The organism is Streptomyces sp. VNUA24 (assembly GCF_029167005.1).
In the GTDB taxonomy this organism is placed as follows: Bacteria; Actinomycetota; Actinomycetes; order Streptomycetales; family Streptomycetaceae; genus Streptomyces; species Streptomyces scabiei.
Genome location: NZ_CP119143.1, coordinates 3590272 through 3606068 on the forward strand (window position 1 = coordinate 3590272; position 15797 = coordinate 3606068).

The 15797-nt window shown below is 73.8% G+C and carries 10 protein-coding genes; 2 read left to right on the top strand and 8 right to left on the bottom strand.

Annotated elements, in window-relative coordinates; all coding sequences use genetic code 11:
• Nucleotides 1-146: 146 nt before the first annotated feature.
• Nucleotides 147-434 carry a 30S ribosomal protein S15 gene (rpsO, locus tag PYR72_RS14895; RefSeq protein ID WP_005479656.1) on the bottom strand — a complete coding sequence of 96 codons (288 nt, stop codon included), beginning with the start codon at nt 432-434 and terminating at the stop codon, nt 147-149.
• A 398-nt stretch (nt 435-832) separates the two neighbouring features.
• Between rpsO and PYR72_RS14900 the strand changes: the two genes are divergently transcribed.
• Nucleotides 833-1126 (top strand): DUF397 domain-containing protein, encoded by a 294-nt coding sequence (locus PYR72_RS14900; RefSeq protein WP_013000322.1) that lies wholly within the window; start codon nt 833-835, stop codon nt 1124-1126.
• 465 nt (nt 1127-1591) lie between these two features.
• Nucleotides 1592-4984 carry an SCO5717 family growth-regulating ATPase gene (locus PYR72_RS14905; RefSeq protein WP_275455806.1) on the top strand — a complete coding sequence of 1131 codons (3393 nt, stop codon included), beginning with the start codon at nt 1592-1594 and terminating at the stop codon, nt 4982-4984.
• A 136-nt stretch (nt 4985-5120) separates the two neighbouring features.
• Here PYR72_RS14905 and PYR72_RS14910 read toward each other — a convergent pair whose 3' ends face one another.
• The 7 genes from PYR72_RS14910 to PYR72_RS14940 form a co-directional block, all read right to left on the bottom strand.
• Nucleotides 5121-6083 (bottom strand): bifunctional riboflavin kinase/FAD synthetase, encoded by a 963-nt coding sequence (locus PYR72_RS14910; RefSeq protein WP_275455807.1) that lies wholly within the window; start codon nt 6081-6083, stop codon nt 5121-5123.
• A 156-nt stretch (nt 6084-6239) separates the two neighbouring features.
• On the bottom strand, nt 6240-10016 hold the full coding sequence (locus PYR72_RS14915) for a trypsin-like peptidase domain-containing protein (RefSeq protein WP_275455808.1): 3777 nt from the start codon (nt 10014-10016) through the stop codon (nt 6240-6242).
• Nucleotides 10017-10278: 262 nt separating this feature from the next.
• The gene (truB, locus tag PYR72_RS14920) at nt 10279-11193 is read right to left on the bottom strand and encodes a tRNA pseudouridine(55) synthase TruB (RefSeq protein ID WP_275455809.1); all 915 of its coding nucleotides are present in this window, start codon (nt 11191-11193) and stop codon (nt 10279-10281) included.
• Nucleotides 11190-11651: a 30S ribosome-binding factor RbfA gene (gene rbfA / locus PYR72_RS14925; RefSeq protein WP_275455810.1), complete on the bottom strand. Its 462-nt coding sequence runs from the start codon at nt 11649-11651 to the stop codon at nt 11190-11192. Before rbfA ends, truB begins: the two co-directional genes overlap by 4 nt.
• A gap of 66 nt (nt 11652-11717) precedes the next feature.
• On the bottom strand, nt 11718-12011 hold the full coding sequence (locus tag PYR72_RS14930; RefSeq protein WP_013000329.1) for a DUF503 domain-containing protein: 294 nt from the start codon (nt 12009-12011) through the stop codon (nt 11718-11720).
• 214 nt (nt 12012-12225) lie between these two features.
• Nucleotides 12226-15348 carry a translation initiation factor IF-2 gene (gene infB / locus PYR72_RS14935; protein ID WP_275455811.1) on the bottom strand — a complete coding sequence of 1041 codons (3123 nt, stop codon included), beginning with the start codon at nt 15346-15348 and terminating at the stop codon, nt 12226-12228.
• Between the two features lie 148 nt (nt 15349-15496).
• Nucleotides 15497-15793: a YlxR family protein gene (locus PYR72_RS14940; RefSeq protein WP_162934779.1), complete on the bottom strand. Its 297-nt coding sequence runs from the start codon at nt 15791-15793 to the stop codon at nt 15497-15499.
• Between the last annotated feature and the right edge of the window lie 4 nt (nt 15794-15797).

The following is a 15797-nucleotide window of genomic DNA, read 5'->3' on the forward strand; positions in this document are numbered from 1 at the left end:
CACGTTTCCACCCGTACGTCCCGCGTGCGTCGGGGCCGCGCGCCCCCTCCCGGGGGCCTGCGGCGTTCCGGTGCGCGGCCGTGCGGGTGCGTACAGCAAAGGGAGCGGTCCCCCGATCTCCCGGGAACCGCTCCCCTCACCGTGTCCTACTTGGCGCCCGCCGCACCGCGGCGGATGCCGAGGCGGTCGACCAGCGCACGGAAGCGCTGGATGTCCTTCTTGGCGAGGTACTGCAGCAGGCGGCGACGCTGACCGACCAGGATCAGCAGACCACGGCGGGAGTGGTGGTCGTGCTTGTGGGTCTTGAGGTGCTCGGTCAGGTCCGAGATGCGGCGGGAGAGCATCGCGACCTGGACCTCGGGGGAGCCGGTGTCGCCCTCCTTGGTACCGAACTCGGTGATGATCTGCTTCTTCGTAGCGGCGTCGAGCGACACGCGATACTCCTCATGAGTCTCGTTGATGCCACCGAGTGCCCCTGGTCTGCGTCTCAGGGGGACTTCTGTGACTCGGGTGGCGGGGTCCGCTGGGGGCTACCTCCGGAGTCCGGGGGTGCGCACACAAACGGCCACGGGACAGAGTACCAGCCTGCGGGGATGCGCCCGACCGGGCCCTGTCGGGTGCGTCCCCGCAGCAGGAGAAACCTTCATCCCGAAGGGGCGGGCGGGCGTCGGCCGACGGCCGGGCCGCGCGAGGGCGGGCACCGCGGTGTACGGACATCGGCAAACCCCTGACCAGGGCGAACAAGGACAAGTAGGGTGACCTGACAGCTTGTTGACACGACGCTCGTCGACATGACGAGGCCCGTCGGCACGGACGAAGGGACCCAGCCGCGATGGCCGAGGCCGAGGACAAGGAACTCAAGGCGCGCAAGGAGCGGGAGAAGGACGAGCTGTACGCCCTCGACATCTCCGGCGTCGAGTGGCACAGCGCGCCGGGGACCGAGGACCAGGAGGAGCGGGTCGAGATCGCCTACCTCCCCGGGGGCGCCGTCGCCATGAGGTCCTCGCTCGACCACGACACCGTGCTGCGGTACACGGAGGGGGAATGGCGGGCCTTCGTGCTGGGGGCGCGCGACGGGGAGTTCGATCTGGAGCCGGCTCCGGGGGGTCGCGGGCCGGGTGCGTAGTGGGCCGGGCGTGTGGACGAGCCCGGGCGCGTAGACGGGCGCGTCGCCGCGGCGGCGGCGTGAGGGGCAGGCAGCCGGGGTGCGGTTGCCTGCCCCTCGTGCTTCGCGGGCCGGGCGCCCCCGGTCGCCGGTGGGGCGGCAGGGCACAGGGGCGGGTCGGGTGCGGGGCGGACGGGGCGTGGGGAGGCCGGCGCCGAAGATCCATTCTGGGGATCATGCCCAAGTTTCTTCCTTTTCAGGCCGGTTGGGCGCTTCGTCCGCGCCGGTCGGGAGAGACGGGCCTGCCGGGCCCGGGGTGGTGATGATTAGGCTGGGGTGCAGCACGTCGCGAGTTGCCCGCACGCGGGTGGTACGGGCTGTGTGACGCGGCCCGGGGCCCGAGGGGGGACCGGCCCGGCGACATCGGACGACAGCAACGGTCGCCCCAGCACGCCATGAGGGTGCTCGACCACACCAGGAGGAACTGTGAGCAGCGATCGGGACGGGACGCGCGGGGGCTGGGCCACACCCGACGATGACCAGCCCGACGCGGAGTCCGCCATCGAGATGACGGGCGAGTTCACCATCGACTACGCGCCGCCTGCCTGGTATACGCAGAACGCCACCTCGGGGGCCGGGTGGGTGCCGAACGCGGGCACGGACGCGGGTGCCGGTCCTGGCGGTGCCGCGGGGAGCAGTCCTCCGGCCGCCGGGTCCGTGACACCGCCGCCCGGGCTGCCGTTCGCGCCGCCCGTCGGTGCTCCTCTCGACATGTCCGGCGTGCCCGGCTCCTACCCGCCTCCTCGGCCTCCGTCGACGCTCGCGCCCACGGCTGACGTCGAGGACGGGGGCGAGGGCGACATCGAGAGCGGGGCGACCATGCGGATCTCCGCCGCCGCGATGAAGCGTGAGACCGGGGCCGGGCCTGACGCGGGCACCGCCCCCGGTGCCGCGGGTACCGGTGACTTCCCGCTGCACGCGCCGCAGGCCGCTGCCGGAGAACCGGAGAGTGCCGCGTCCGCCGACGCCGGGGTGGTCCCGGGCGACGGCGAGGGCGCGGTCTCGCCGACGGGGCCGCAGGTGACTGAGGTGGCGGAGGTGACAGAGGGAACCGCTGCCGTTGCGGAGGGTGCGGTTGCGGCCGGTGACGCCGGTGGTGCTGGTGACTCCGGTGCCGTGCAGGCCGTCGAGGGTTCGGCCGCCACGGGTGCGTCCGGCGAGGCCGAGGCCGCCGAGGCCGTCGAGGCCGTCGCCGTAGAGGGTGGTGCCGTGCAGGCGGAGGCCGGTGCGGGCACTGCGGCCGGTGCCGTTGACGCCGGTGCCGTTGACGGCGGGGGCGAGCAGCCCGATGGAACCGGGCGCCCCGATGCCGTAACCGGCGGGGCCGAGGCGGCTGATGTCGTCGAGCACGGTGCCGTGTCGCCGGGTTCCGCCCCGCAGGATGCTCCCGCGCAGGGCGCGGTTCCCGCGGCAGCCGCTCCACAGTCAGCCGCTCCGAAGGATCTCGCTCCGCAGGATCTCGCTCCGCAGGATCTCGATCCGCAGAACGCCGGTTCGCACGGCGCCGCCCCCGTCGAGCCCCAGGCCGCCGCGCCTCAGCCGGCTGCGCCCGAGGCCGCCGCGCCCGCCCCTGGTGGCGTACCGCAGACCCCTCCCTCCTGGACGCCTCCGGCGCCGCAGGGGGCGCTTCCGCCGTTGCCGCCCGCGTATCAGCCGGCCTCACCGGCGACGCCCGACGCAGGAGCACAGTGGCCGCCGGTCGCGCCGACGGCGCCGGAGCAGCCCGAGGCTCCCGGTCCGCAGCCCGCGGCAGCGCAGGGCGAGCCGCCCGTGCAGCCGCAGCAGCCGTTCCCCCCTCAGGTACCGCAGGGTGCGCCGCCCGCGGCCTGGGGCGCCCCGGTGGCCGCCTCGTCCGGTGCCGCCGACGGGTCCGGTACGCCCGCTCCTCCCGAGGTCCCCTTGGCCTCCGGTGAGCCCGGTATCCCTGCGGCGCCCGGCGCACCCGTGCCCCCCGGCGCCCCCCATGGCTTCGGCCCACCGGTCACCCCCGGCGCACCTGCGACACCCGGCACCCCGGGCCCCTCCGTCGCGCCGGTGGCTCCCTCTCCGGTGCCCCCGGCCCCGGCACCCGCCGCCCACCACCAGCCGCCGGTCCCGGCGCCCGCGCCCGTTCCCGACCAGCAGCAGCCGGCTCCCCCGGCCCCCAACCTCCCTCCCGCCCCGGCCGGTTACGGCTTCCCCCAGCAGGTGGCGCCCTCGGCTCAGCAGCCCGGCGCCCCCGCGCCCACCCCGGCTCCGGCCCAGCCCGCCCCCGGTTACGGCTTCCCGCAGCCCGGCGCGGCCGTACCACCGCAGGCACCCGTACCCCCACAGGCACCCGTCCCGCAGCAGGCCGGCTACGGCTTCCCCCAGCAGCCGGGGCAGCCGGGGCCGCCGGCCGAACAGCACGCGCCTCAACCCGGTTACGGCTTCCCGCCTGGGGCCCCGGCCCCCCAGGGTCCGCCCGGCGCCCCCACTCCCCCGAGCGGGTACGGCTTCCCCCAGCCGGGTCAGCCCGGTCAGCCGGAGCACCCGGGACACCCCGGACAGCCCGGTGCGGCGGGGTACCCCGCCGCTCCCGTGGACCCCCGTACGGGCACGGCCTGGCCGCAGCCCGTGCAGCACGATCAGCGGCAGCCCACCAACCCCGGTGTGGCGCCCCTCGGTTACACGGCCGCGGTGGAGCTGTCGTCCGACCGGTTGCTGAACAGCAAGAAGCAGAAGACGAAGAGCACCCGCCCGGCGTCCGGGGGCGGGCGGTTCAGGCTGGGCGGGAAGAAGGAGGAGGCCGAGCGGCAGCGGAAGCTGGAGCTGATCAGGACGCCGGTGCTGTCCTGCTACCGCATCGCGGTCATCAGCCTCAAGGGCGGCGTCGGCAAGACGACCACCACCACCGCCCTCGGCTCGACACTCGCCACCGAGCGGCAGGACAAGATCCTCGCGATCGACGCCAACCCGGACGCCGGAACGCTCGGCCGTCGTGTGCGGCGCGAGACCGGCGCCACCATCCGTGACCTCGTCCAGGCGATCCCGTACCTCAACTCGTACATGGACATCCGGCGGTTCACCTCGCAGGCGGCCTCCGGACTGGAGATCATCGCCAACGACGTCGACCCCGCCGTGTCCACGACGTTCAACGACGAGGACTACCGGCGCGCGATCGACATCCTCGGCAAGCAGTACCCGATCATCCTCACCGACTCCGGTACCGGTCTGCTCTACAGCGCCATGCGCGGGGTGCTCGACCTCGCGGACCAGCTCATCATCATCTCGACGCCGTCCGTGGACGGGGCGAGCAGCGCCAGTACGACGCTGGACTGGCTGTCCGCGCACGGCTACCAGGATCTGGTGGCGCGTTCCCTGACGGTCATCTCGGGGGTGCGTGAGACCGGAAAGATGATCAAGGTGGACGACATCGTCTCCCACTTCGAGACGCGCTGCCGCGGTGTGGTGGTCGTGCCCTTCGACGAACACCTGTCGGCCGGTGCCGAGTTGGACCTCGACATGATGCGGCCGAAGGTGCGGGAGGCGTACTTCACGCTCGCCGCGATGGTCGCCGAGGACATCGCCAGGCACCAGCAGTCGCACGGCCTGTGGACCTCGGACGGCAACCCGCCGCCGGTGGTGGCGCCGCCGCTGCCCGGTCAGCAGATCCCGGGTCAGCAGCCGTACCCGCCGCAGCAGCAGGGCCAGCCGTACGCCGGTCAGCCCTACCCGGGCCAGCCGGCTCCCGGCCAGGCCCCGCAGCCCTACGGCCACCCGTACCCGCCCCAACACCCGCAGCAGCCGCAGCAGCCGCAGCAGCCGAGCCAGCCCTACCCGCCTGCTCCGCCGCAGTAACGGCAGGAGCAGCCGCAGCAGCCGGGCAAGCCGGAGGGCCCGTACCGTTCATGGATCACGAACGGTACGGGCCCTCTCGTCTGCGGGCTCCGGGTACGGCTCCGACCGACAGGTCCGGTCGCTCCGGCTGCTCCGGTTATTCCGGCTGTTCCGGCCGGTACGAGCCGATCAGCTCCCGGCACCGCTTCACGTCCTCGCCCATCGCCACGAGCAGCGCGTCCAGCGAGTCGAACTTCGCCTGGCCGCGCACGAAGGAGAGGAAGTCGACGGCGGCGTGGAGGCCGTAGAGGTCGAGTCCGACACGGTCGATGGCGTACGCCTCGACCGTGCGCTCGGTGCCGTCGAACTGCGGGTTCGTGCCGACGGAGATCGCGGCGGGCATGGCCTCGCCGTCGACGTGCAGCCAGCCCGCGTACACGCCGTCGGCCGGGATCGCGGTGTGCGGGAGCGTCTCCACATTGGCCGTGGGGAAGCCCAGTTCACGCCCGCGCTGCGCCCCACGGACGACGACGCCCTCGACACGGTGGGGGCGGCCGAGGATCTCGCGCGCGCCCTCCACGTCGCCCTCGGTGACCAGCTTGCGGGTCAGGGTCGAGGAGAACGGCTGTCCGCCGCCCGCCTCGCCCGTGACGAACAGGTCGACGACCTCGACCTCGAAGTCGTACGTCTTGCCCAGCTCGGCCAGGTACGCCACGTCTCCGGCGGCCTTGTGGCCGAAGCGGAAGTTGGGGCCCTCGACGACGGCCTTGGCGTGCAGCTTGTCGACCAGGACCTTGACGACGAAGTCGGCCGGGGACAGCCGCGAGAACTCGGCCGTGAACGGCAGGACCAGCACCGCGTCCACGCCCAGGTCGGCCATGAGTTCGGCACGGCGGTGGTGCGGGGCGAGCAGCGGAGGGTGGGAGCCGGGGCGCACGACCTCGCTGGGGTGCGGGTCGAAGGTCACGGCGACGGCGGGAACGCCTCGTTCCCGGGCGCGTTCCACGGCGTGCCGGAGGATCAGCTGGTGCCCACGGTGCACCCCGTCGTAGGAACCGATGGTGACGACGCTGCGCCCCCAGTCCTCGGGGATGTCCTCCAAGCCACGCCAGCGCTGCACTGTGACCGCTCCTCGTCGAACCCGTGTCCGTATTGACGCCTATCCCTTACGCAGGACTAAGGGTGCCATGCCCGGTGCCCTCGCCCCGCATCGGCATCCTGGCTGTGACCCGGAGCACGGGCGGCCGTGGCCCGGACCGCAGGCGGACGGGCCGGTTCACGCGGGCACCCGCACCCCCCGCACCCCCGCCAGGTTCTCGATCATCCGCCGGGTGCTCGGCCCGACCACCGCCGCCCACTCCTGAGGGGTGCCGTTGAGCCAGCCGGCCACGAGCCCCGCGAAACCCGGCACATGACGGGCCAGGTCGACGAGCGCCCAGTCGAACCGGGTGGCCCCTTCCGGGGTGCGGACGAGCAGCATCCCCACCTGGTGGACCAGCGCGCGTGTGGCCGCGACGTCCGCGGCCGGCCTCGTGCCCCGCGCGTCCGTGGTCACACCGCGCGAGGCGGCCGCCCGCAGGAGGGCGTCGAGGACGGACGGGTCCCGCTCGGTCGCCATCACCAGGTCGAGCAGTTCGCGGCGCAACGGGCCGGAGGCAGGGGTGCCCGGCTCGGCGACGACCGCCGCGAGGGCCGCGCGGACCTGCACGGGCCCCTCGACGATCAGACCGCTCACCAGCGGGAACAGTACGGCGCGCGTGCCCGGACCGTGCTCCAGCCTCCGGTCGACGTACGCGGCCACGTGTCCGGCGATCTCCGGACGCAGTGCGACGACCTCACGCACCAGGACGGTGACGCGGCGCGCGAGGCCGGGTGTGGTGACCTCGGCGAGGGTGCGCAGGGCCTCGCCGTCCGAGCCCTCGGCACCGGGAGTCCGCAGCCGGGTGCGGAAGGCGTCGAGCACCGGGTCCGGGTGGGTGGCGAGCGCGCCGGCCAGGGCGCTCGCGGGCAGGTGCGGGTCCCCGGCCGCGAAGCGCTCCAGCGCCTGCGGCAGATATCGCGGCCTGGTCAGCGGATCCTGGACGAGCAGGGCGAGGGCGCCACTGTGCAGGGTGACGTCGGCGGGGCGGCCCAGCAGGGCGAGCGCCGCGTAGCGCAGCAGTCCGCGGTCGGCCTCGGTGCTCACGTGCGCGGCGGTCCGCAGCCCGTACGTGAGCCCGGCGACCCGGCGGGCCGGGCGGTCGTCGTGCGCCCATCGGTCGACGGCCCGGCAGACCGCCGAGGGCTCCTCCTCGGACAGCACGGCGAGCAGTTCGTCGCCGCGCCGGTGCGCGCTGTCGACCAGTGCCTCGGTCAGGTCGTCCAGCGCGCACCGCCGATGGGTGTGCAGCAGCGCCTGCGCGGCCGTCGCCACGGTGGCGTCGGGCGTCGCGACCAGGGGGGTGTCGTCGAGGAACCAGCGGGTGAGCAACGGCTGTACGGCGGCGGGGCGGGCCGCGAGGAGGCGGGAGACCACATCGAGGTAGCGGGGTCCCTCACCGGTGGCCGGGTCGGCGACGACCAGGCGGCGCAGCAGGTCGAACCGTTCCGCCTCGGGCAGCGGCAGCTCCGCCCAGAAGTCGGGCCCGAACTCCCCCGGTACGCCCCGGCCCTGGGCGCGCCAGGCCCCGATCCGCTCGGTCAGGAAACGCAGCACCCGGCTGTAGGGGGTCGCGTCGGGCGCCCGGAGCAGCACCTGGGCCAGGAGGCGGGCGGCCCACCAGGTGGGGTCGTCGGGTGCGGCGGAACCCGGCGGCAGCAGCGCGTCCAGGGCGTCGAGCAACTCCTCCAGGCGTCCGGCGAGTTCGGTGGGTCCCTGCTGCCGACCGAGAAGGAGGAGGGCGTGCACGACGGGGCCCACGCGGTGGCGGGGCACGGGCAGATTGCGGGTGGCCCGGCGGGCGTGGCGGCGGGCCCGGGCCTGGGACGGCATCGTGCCCCAGCCGCGCCGGGCCTCGTCCTGTGCGGTCCAGCCCCGGTGCACCAGCGCGTGCAGGGCCGCGTCGAGGTCCAGGTGGGCGCCCTGGATCCAGTCGGCCAGCTCCTCGTGGGCGAAGCGGTAGCCCTCGCCCGCCGGGACGAGCAGCCCCTCGGTGAGCACGGCGGAGGCCCAGCCGGTGGTGCCGCCGAGCCGGCCGCCCGGCACCGGCCCCCAGGGGAACAGCGCCTCGAACGCCGCCCGGTCCAGCTCTCCCTGCCCGGGGCCGAGGCACCGTCGGGCCGCCTCGTGCACCTGGCCGGAGACCTGTGCCGCGAGCCGCCGTACGGCCGTCCCCCGGACACCGTTCACCGCCGCGAGCCGCACGGCGACGCGCAGGCACATCAGATCCAGGTAGGCACCCAGCACCTCGTCCCGGCCGGGCGGTCCGGCGGAGGCGCCATCCTCGCCGGGCCGCCCGGCCGGGGTGTCCGGCAGCGCCGCCCGTACCTCGGCCAGGAGCCGCAGGGTGAGCGGATGCCGGGCGTCGGGTCCGGCCGGCGCGTCCTCGGGGAGCCCGTAGCGGAGCCGGGCCCGCCGGGCCTCGCCCTCCGTCAGGTCACCCAGCCGTACGCAGGCGGGCAGCGGCTGCCCCTGGGCTCCGGACGCCTCGCCGTGCAGCAGCTCCGCCGGGAAGTGCGCCCCGGCCCGCTCCCAGTACTCGGCACGGCAGGCCACCACGAGCCGGGCCCCGTTCTCCCGCAGCCACCGGGCCGTCCCGTCGGTCCACTCGGCGAGCCGGTGCGCAAGCGTCGGCGGCATCTCCTCGGGGCCGTCGAGGAGCAGCAGCAGGGGCCGCCCGCGCTCCGCGGCGAGCCGGGCGAGCCGCTCGGGCCGGATGTCCCCCAGCTCACCGCCGTACCGGCCGGAGGGAGGGCGCTCCGCCTCGGCGGAGAGGTCATCCGGAGCCGCTGAGGCATCCGCCGTCCCGGGCGTCCCCGACGGCACCCGGGCCCCGGCCCCGTCCGACCTCGCAGCCGACCCCGAGGCCGTCGCCGATGCCGACTCCGACGCCGACTCCGATGCCGATGCCGCCACGATCCGTCCCGCCCGTTCCAGCGAGCGGCGTGCCGCGTCCGCCACGGAGTCGTCCTCGGAGAGGAGATCGGCGCCGCGGAGCCAGAGCGTGGGCGCGGGCTCGGGGCCCCGGCCGCGCCGGGCGGCGAGGGCGGCCAGCTCGGTCGTACGGCCGCTGCCGGGGGCGCCGACGAGGCCGAGGACCGTGGCCGGGCCGTCGGCGAAGGCGGTGAACTCCCGTACGACATCGGCGCGTTCGACGGGTTCTGCGCCGGCCGCCGCGACGGCCCCGGCACTCGCACCGGGCCCGTCCGACCCCACGGTGGTGGCCGTCAGCTCCAGCACCCCGGCCAGGTTCAGATCGGTGCCGTAGGCGGCCACGGTCGCCGCGTTGCGTGCGAGCAGTGCGGCCAGGGGCCCCTCGGAGCGCCAGTCGCGCAGGGGCACGGCGAAGCCGGTGGTCCGGTGCGCCGCCTCCAGTGCCGTGCCGAGCACGCCCACCACCGTGCCGGTGGCCGCGTCGAGGACCGGTCCGCCGGCGGCGCCCCCGCCCAGCCGCAGCGCCTCGCTGCCGGCCGTGCCGATCGCCAGCTCCAGGGCGTCGCGCAGCAGATGGAAACCGTCGGTCGCCGTGTACGTGACGTCCGCCGTGCCCAGCACCCGTGCCTCGCGCCAGCCGCCGGCCGCGATGCGGACGTACGCGCCCGTCGCGACCTCGTCCCGCAGGGCGAAGGGCAGCGGGTCCACGCACAGCCCCTCGGTGCGGATGAGCGCGAGATCGAGGGCGGGCAGCGCGGTCACCGCGTCGGAGCTCACCACGCAGACGCGGTCGCCGGTGGCGCGCACCACGATGCGGGCCAGTCCGTCCACCGCCTCGTGGCTGGTGACGACCGTGCCCTGGTGATCGGCCACGAATCCCGTGCCGCGCGGTCGTCCCGCCAGATCGCCGACCCGCACGAGGACTTCGTCCCGCGCCGCCCGGCGGCCGTCGTCGGTCGCCCGACGGCCCCGTACCGCCATGTCCTGACCTCCCCGTCGTACCTGTGTTCCGACGGTAGGCACGTGAAGATCAGCGGAACAGATCGCGCGGCGAACGCGCCCCCTTCCGCCCCCTCGGTTCACTCCGAGCGCCTGCACGAAGGGGTGAATAGCACCGGGCGGATGGATACACCTCTGGGTGGGGGAACCGAGGGGGGAACCGTGGAGCGGCGGGAACGGCAGTGCCCGTGACCGCCGCTCCACAGTTCGCCGGCAGTTCGCCCACCCCCTCGGGAGGCGAGCCTCAGCCGAAGACGGCCAGGCTCTTGGCCTTGCCCTTCTGGCTCTCCACCAGGGCCAGGAAGCGGCCGGTGGGGTCGAAGACGGCGACGGCCCCGCGCTCGGCGTACTCCTCGGGCATCTCCAGCCGCACCCCGTTCAGCAGCAGCCGCGCCCGCTTGTCGTCCACGTCCCAACGGGGGAACGCGGCGTCGGCGGCCTCGGCCACCGGCATCACGGTCAGCTCCTGCTGGAGCTGGTCCAGGGTCCGCGCGGAGTCCAGCTTGTACGGCCCCACACGGGTCCGGCGCAGCGCGGTGAGGTGGCCGCCGACGCCGAGTCCGGCGCCCAGGTCGCGGGCGAGGGCGCGGATGTACGTGCCGGAGGAGCACACCACCGACACCACCAGGTCGAGGACGGGCGTGCCGTCCTCGGCGACGGCCTCTCGGACGTCGTACACGGCGAAGGAGGAGATGGTGACGGGCCGGGCGGGAATCTCGAAGTCCTCGCCGTCCCGGGCCCGCTTGTACGACCGCACGCCGTCGATCTTGATGGCGCTGACCTTGGACGGCACCTGCATGATCCGGCCGGTCAGCGCGGCCACACCGGCGTCGACCGCGTCCCGGGTGACCTTCGACGCGTCGACCGACGCCGTGATCTCGCCCTCGGCGTCGTCGGTGAGCGTGGTCTGCCCGAGCCGGACGGTCCCGAGGTACTCCTTCTCGGTGAGCGCGAGGTGACCGAGCAGCTTGGTCGCCTTCTCCACCCCCAGGACGAGCACTCCGGTGGCCATGGGGTCGAGCGTCCCCGCGTGCCCGACCCGGCGGGTCCGGGCGATGCCGCGCATCTTCGCGACGACGTCGTGCGAAGTGAAGCCCGACGGCTTGTCGACGATGACAAGGCCGTCGGGCGTGGTGTTCTTCTGGCGCTGCTGGGTCATGCGGTGGCGTCGTCCTCGTCGGCGTCGTCGGCGTCCTCGTCCGGCTTGCGGTACGGGTCGGCCTCACCGGCGTACTTCGCGCCGGACGCGGTCTCCCGGACCTGGGCGTCCGAGGCCCGCGCCTTGTCGAGGAGGTCGTCGATGGTCCTGGCGGTGTCCGGGAGGGCGTCGGCCACGAAGGTGAGGGTCGGCGTGAACTTCACCCCGGCGGCACGGCCGACCTCGGAGCGGAGGATGCCCTTGGCGCTCTCCAGCCCCGCGGCGGCGGCCGCCCGCTCCTCGTCGTCCCCGTACACCGTGTAGAAGACGGTCGCCTCCCGCAGGTCCCCGGTCACCCGGGTGTCCGTGATGGTGACGTGGGAGCCGAGCCGCGGGTCCTTGATCCCGCGCAGCAGCTTCTGGGCCACCACCTCTCGGATGAGGTCCGCCAGCCTCTTGGCACGCGCGTTGTCGGCCACTGGTCCGTCTCCTAGCTCGTTCTGCGTTGCTGCTGGTTGTCGAATTGTCTGTGCGAGCGCGACCGTTCAGTCGTCGTCACCGTGCAACCGCCGTCTGACCGAGAGCAGTTCGACCTCGGGACGCCCCGCGACCAGCCGCTCGCACCGGTCCAGTACGTCGGTCAGGTGCCCCGTGTCACCCGACACCACCGCCAGCCCGATCACGGCCCGGCGGTGCAGATCCATATGGTCGACCTCCGCCACGCTCACCGCGAACTTGCGGTGCAGCTCGGCCACGATCGGACGGACGACGGAGCGCTTCTCCTTCAGCGACCGTACGTCGCCGAGCAGGAGATCGAAGGACAGAGTCCCCACGTACATGTGTGTGTCCGGTTCACCCGCCGGTACGGGATAGACGACCTGCCCCTGTATCGGGCAGGAACATCAGAACCGTACATCGAAAGGCGGACACCCTCGACGGGATTGTTCGCCGGGGGCCGGGAGCGGGGCCGGGGCCCGGGGGCGAAGCCCCCGGGAACGGCCACACCGGCCGGGGGTGAACAGGTCACCCCCGGCCGGCATGGACCACCGCTGGTTACGACCGCGGCTTCTCGCGCATCTCGTACGTCGCGATGACGTCGTCGACCTTGATGTCGTTGAAGTTGCCGAGGTTGATACCGCCCTCGAACCCTTCGCGGATCTCGGTGACGTCGTCCTTGAAGCGACGCAGACCGGAGATGGTGAGGTTCTCCGCGATGACCTTGCCGTCGCGGACGAGTCGAGCCTTGGTGTTGCGCTTGACCTCGCCCGAGCGGACCAGGACACCGGCGATGTTGCCCAGCTTGGACGACTTGAAGACCTCGCGGATCTCCGCCGTGCCGAGCTCGACCTCCTCGTACTCCGGCTTGAGCATGCCCTTGAGGGCCGCCTCGATCTCCTCGATGGCCTGGTAGATCACCGAGTAGTACCGGACGTCGACGCCCTCGCGCTCCGCCATCTGCTGTGCGCGGCCCGCGGCGCGGACGTTGAAGCCGATGACGATCGCGTCGGAGCCGGTCGCCAGGTCGATGTCCGACTCGGTGACCGCACCCACGCCGCGGTGCAGGACGCGGATGTCGACCTCTTCGCCGACGTCGAGCTGGAGCAGCGAGGACTCGAGGGCCTCCACCGAACCGGACGCGTCGCCCTTGATGATGAGGTTGAGTTCCTGCACCAGACCGGCCTTGAGGGCCTCGTCCAGGTTCTCCAGGGAGAACCGGACGCCCCGGCGGGCGAAGTTGGCGTTCCGCTCGCGGGCGGCACGCTTCTCGGCGATCTGACGGGCCGTACGGTCCTCGTCGACGACGAGGAAGTTGTCGCCGGCGCCGGGGACGTTGGTGAGACCCAGGACCAGGACGGGGGTCGAGGGACCCGCTTCCTCGACGTTGTTGCCGTTGTCGTCGAGCATCGCCCGGACACGGCCGTACGCGTCGCCGACCACCATCGTGTCGCCGATGCGCAGCGTGCCGCGCTGGACCAGGACGGTCGAGACCGCACCGCGACCGCGGTCGAGGTGGGACTCGATCGCGATGCCCTGCGCGTCCTGCTGGGGGTTGGCCCGCAGGTCGAGCGAGGCGTCCGCGGTCAGGACCACGGCCTCCAGCAGGGAGTCGATGTTCAGACCCTGCTTGGCGGAGATGTCGACGAACATCGTGTCGCCGCCGTACTCCTCGGCCACCAGACCGAACTCGGTGAGCTGACCGCGCACCTTGGTCGGGTCGGCACCCTCGACGTCGATCTTGTTGACCGCGACCACGATCGGCACGTCGGCCGCCTTGGCGTGGTTGAGCGCCTCGATCGTCTGGGGCATCACACCGTCGTTGGCCGCCACCACGAGGATCGCGATGTCGGTCGACTTCGCACCACGGGCACGCATGGCGGTGAACGCCTCGTGACCCGGGGTGTCGATGAAGGTGATCCTGCGCTCTTCGTCGTTGACCTGGGTCGCGACCTGGTACGCACCGATGTGCTGCGTGATGCCGCCGGCCTCGCCCGCGACGACGTTCGTCTTGCGGATGGTGTCGAGCAGGCGGGTCTTGCCGTGGTCGACGTGACCCATGACGGTCACGACCGGCGGACGCGCGACGAGGAACTCCTCGCCGCCCTCGTCCTCGCCGAACTCGATGTCGAAGGACTCGAGCAGCTCGCGGTCCTCCTCCTCCGGGCTGACGATCTCGACGACGTAGTTCATCTCGCCGGCGAGCAGCTGGAGGGTCTCGTCGGAGACGGACTGCGTGGCGGTCACCATCTCGCCGAGGTTCATCATCACCGCGACGAGCGACGCCGGGTTGGCGCCGATCTTCTCGGCGAAGTCGGTGAGCGACGCACCGCGCGACAGGCGGACGGACTGTCCGTTGCCGCGAGGCAGCATCACGCCGCCGACCGACGGGGCCTGCATGGCCTCGTACTCCTGGCGCCTCTGCCGCTTCGACTTGCGACCACGACGCGCGGGACCGCCGGGACGGCCGAACGCGCCCTGCGTGCCACCACGGGCACCGGGACCGCCGGGACGGCCACCGAAGCCGGGACGACCGCCGCCGCCACCGGGACCACCGGGACGACCGGCGAAGCCGCCGCCGCCACCGGCACCACCGGGACCGCCCGGACGGCCGGCGAAGCCACCGCCGCCGCCACCGGGACGACCCGCGAAGCCGCCGCCGGGACGACCGCCGCCGCCACCGGGACCGCCCGGACGACCGCCGCCACCCGGACCACGGCCACCGGGGCCGCCGCCGGGACGCGGGCCGGCAGCCGGACGCTGCGGCATCATGCCGGGGTTCGGACGGTTGCCGCCGGGGCCGCCGCCGGGACGGGGCGCCTGCGGACGGGGCATGCCGCCCGGAGTGGGACGGGCACCGCCCGGACCGCCCTGGGGACGCGGAGCGCCACCGGGACCGCCCTGCGGACGGGGAGCCTGGCCGGGAGCCTGCGGACGCGGACCGCCGCCCTGGGCGCCGCCGGGGCCGCCGGGACGCGGCGCGCCGCCGCCCGGACGGGGCGCCTGCGGGCGTCCCATGCCGGTGGAGCCGCCGGAGGTGAAGGGGTTGTTGCCCGGACGCGGACCGGCCGGACGGGCACCGCCCGGCTTGGGCGCGCCGGCGCCACCGGGACGCTCGGAACGCTGACCACCGGGACGCGGACCCTGGCCGCGGTCGGGACGGTCCTGCCGGTCCTGACCGGGACCACCGGGACGCTGACCGCCGGGACGCGGCGCGGCCGGGCCGGGACGGGCGCCCGGACGCGGTGCGGACGGGGCGGAGGAGGCGGCCGGGGCCGACGGGGGCGCCTGGAACTCGGGCACGCTCGGGGCCGGGGAGGCCGGAGCGGGCTTCGGCGTCGGCGGCTTGGGGCCGGGCATCGGGCGCGGACCCGGGGCCGGGGCGGCGGGCCGCTCGGCGACGGGCGGCTTCGGCGCGGCCGGGCCGGGACGGGGCGCGGCCGGACGTGCGGCCTGCGCGGGAGAGGGGGCCGCCGGACGTGCCGGGGCGGCCTTGCGCGGGGCGGGCTTGCCGCCGCCGCTGCCCTGCTGGAGGGCGTCTGTCAGTTTGCGTACAACGGGCGCCTCGATCGTCGAGGACGCCGAACGGACGAATTCACCGAGCTCTTGGAGCTTGGCCATGACGACCTTGCTCTCAACCCCGAACTCCTTGGCGAGTTCGTATACCCGGACCTTAGCCACTTCGCTCCTTTTTAGGTCCGGGTGCGTCCGGACCGTCGCTACTTCATGGGCGTACTCATCGCGTGCTCATCGAGTGCTCATCGCAATCTCGACCTACTTCCAACTCGCGGGGTACCAGGGCCGTACGGAGGGTTCCGTACGACGCTTCTTACGGTGTTGCCTGTTCGGCAACTGTTGTCTGCTCCACGTATCGGCGCAACGCCTTTGTGTCGAGCGCTCCCGGGGCACGCAGCGCCCGCGTGAACGCCCGGCGGCGTACCGCCAGGTCGAGACAGACCTGGGCGGGGTGCAGGTACGCACCCCGGCCGGGCAGCGTACCGCGATGATCGGGGACGCATTCGTCCTCGATCGCCACGACCCGCAGCAGTTCGGTCTTGGCCGCTCGCTGCCTGCACCCCACACAGGTGCGTTCAGGGCATGCGCGGGCACGCGTCCGGCCAGACACTGCT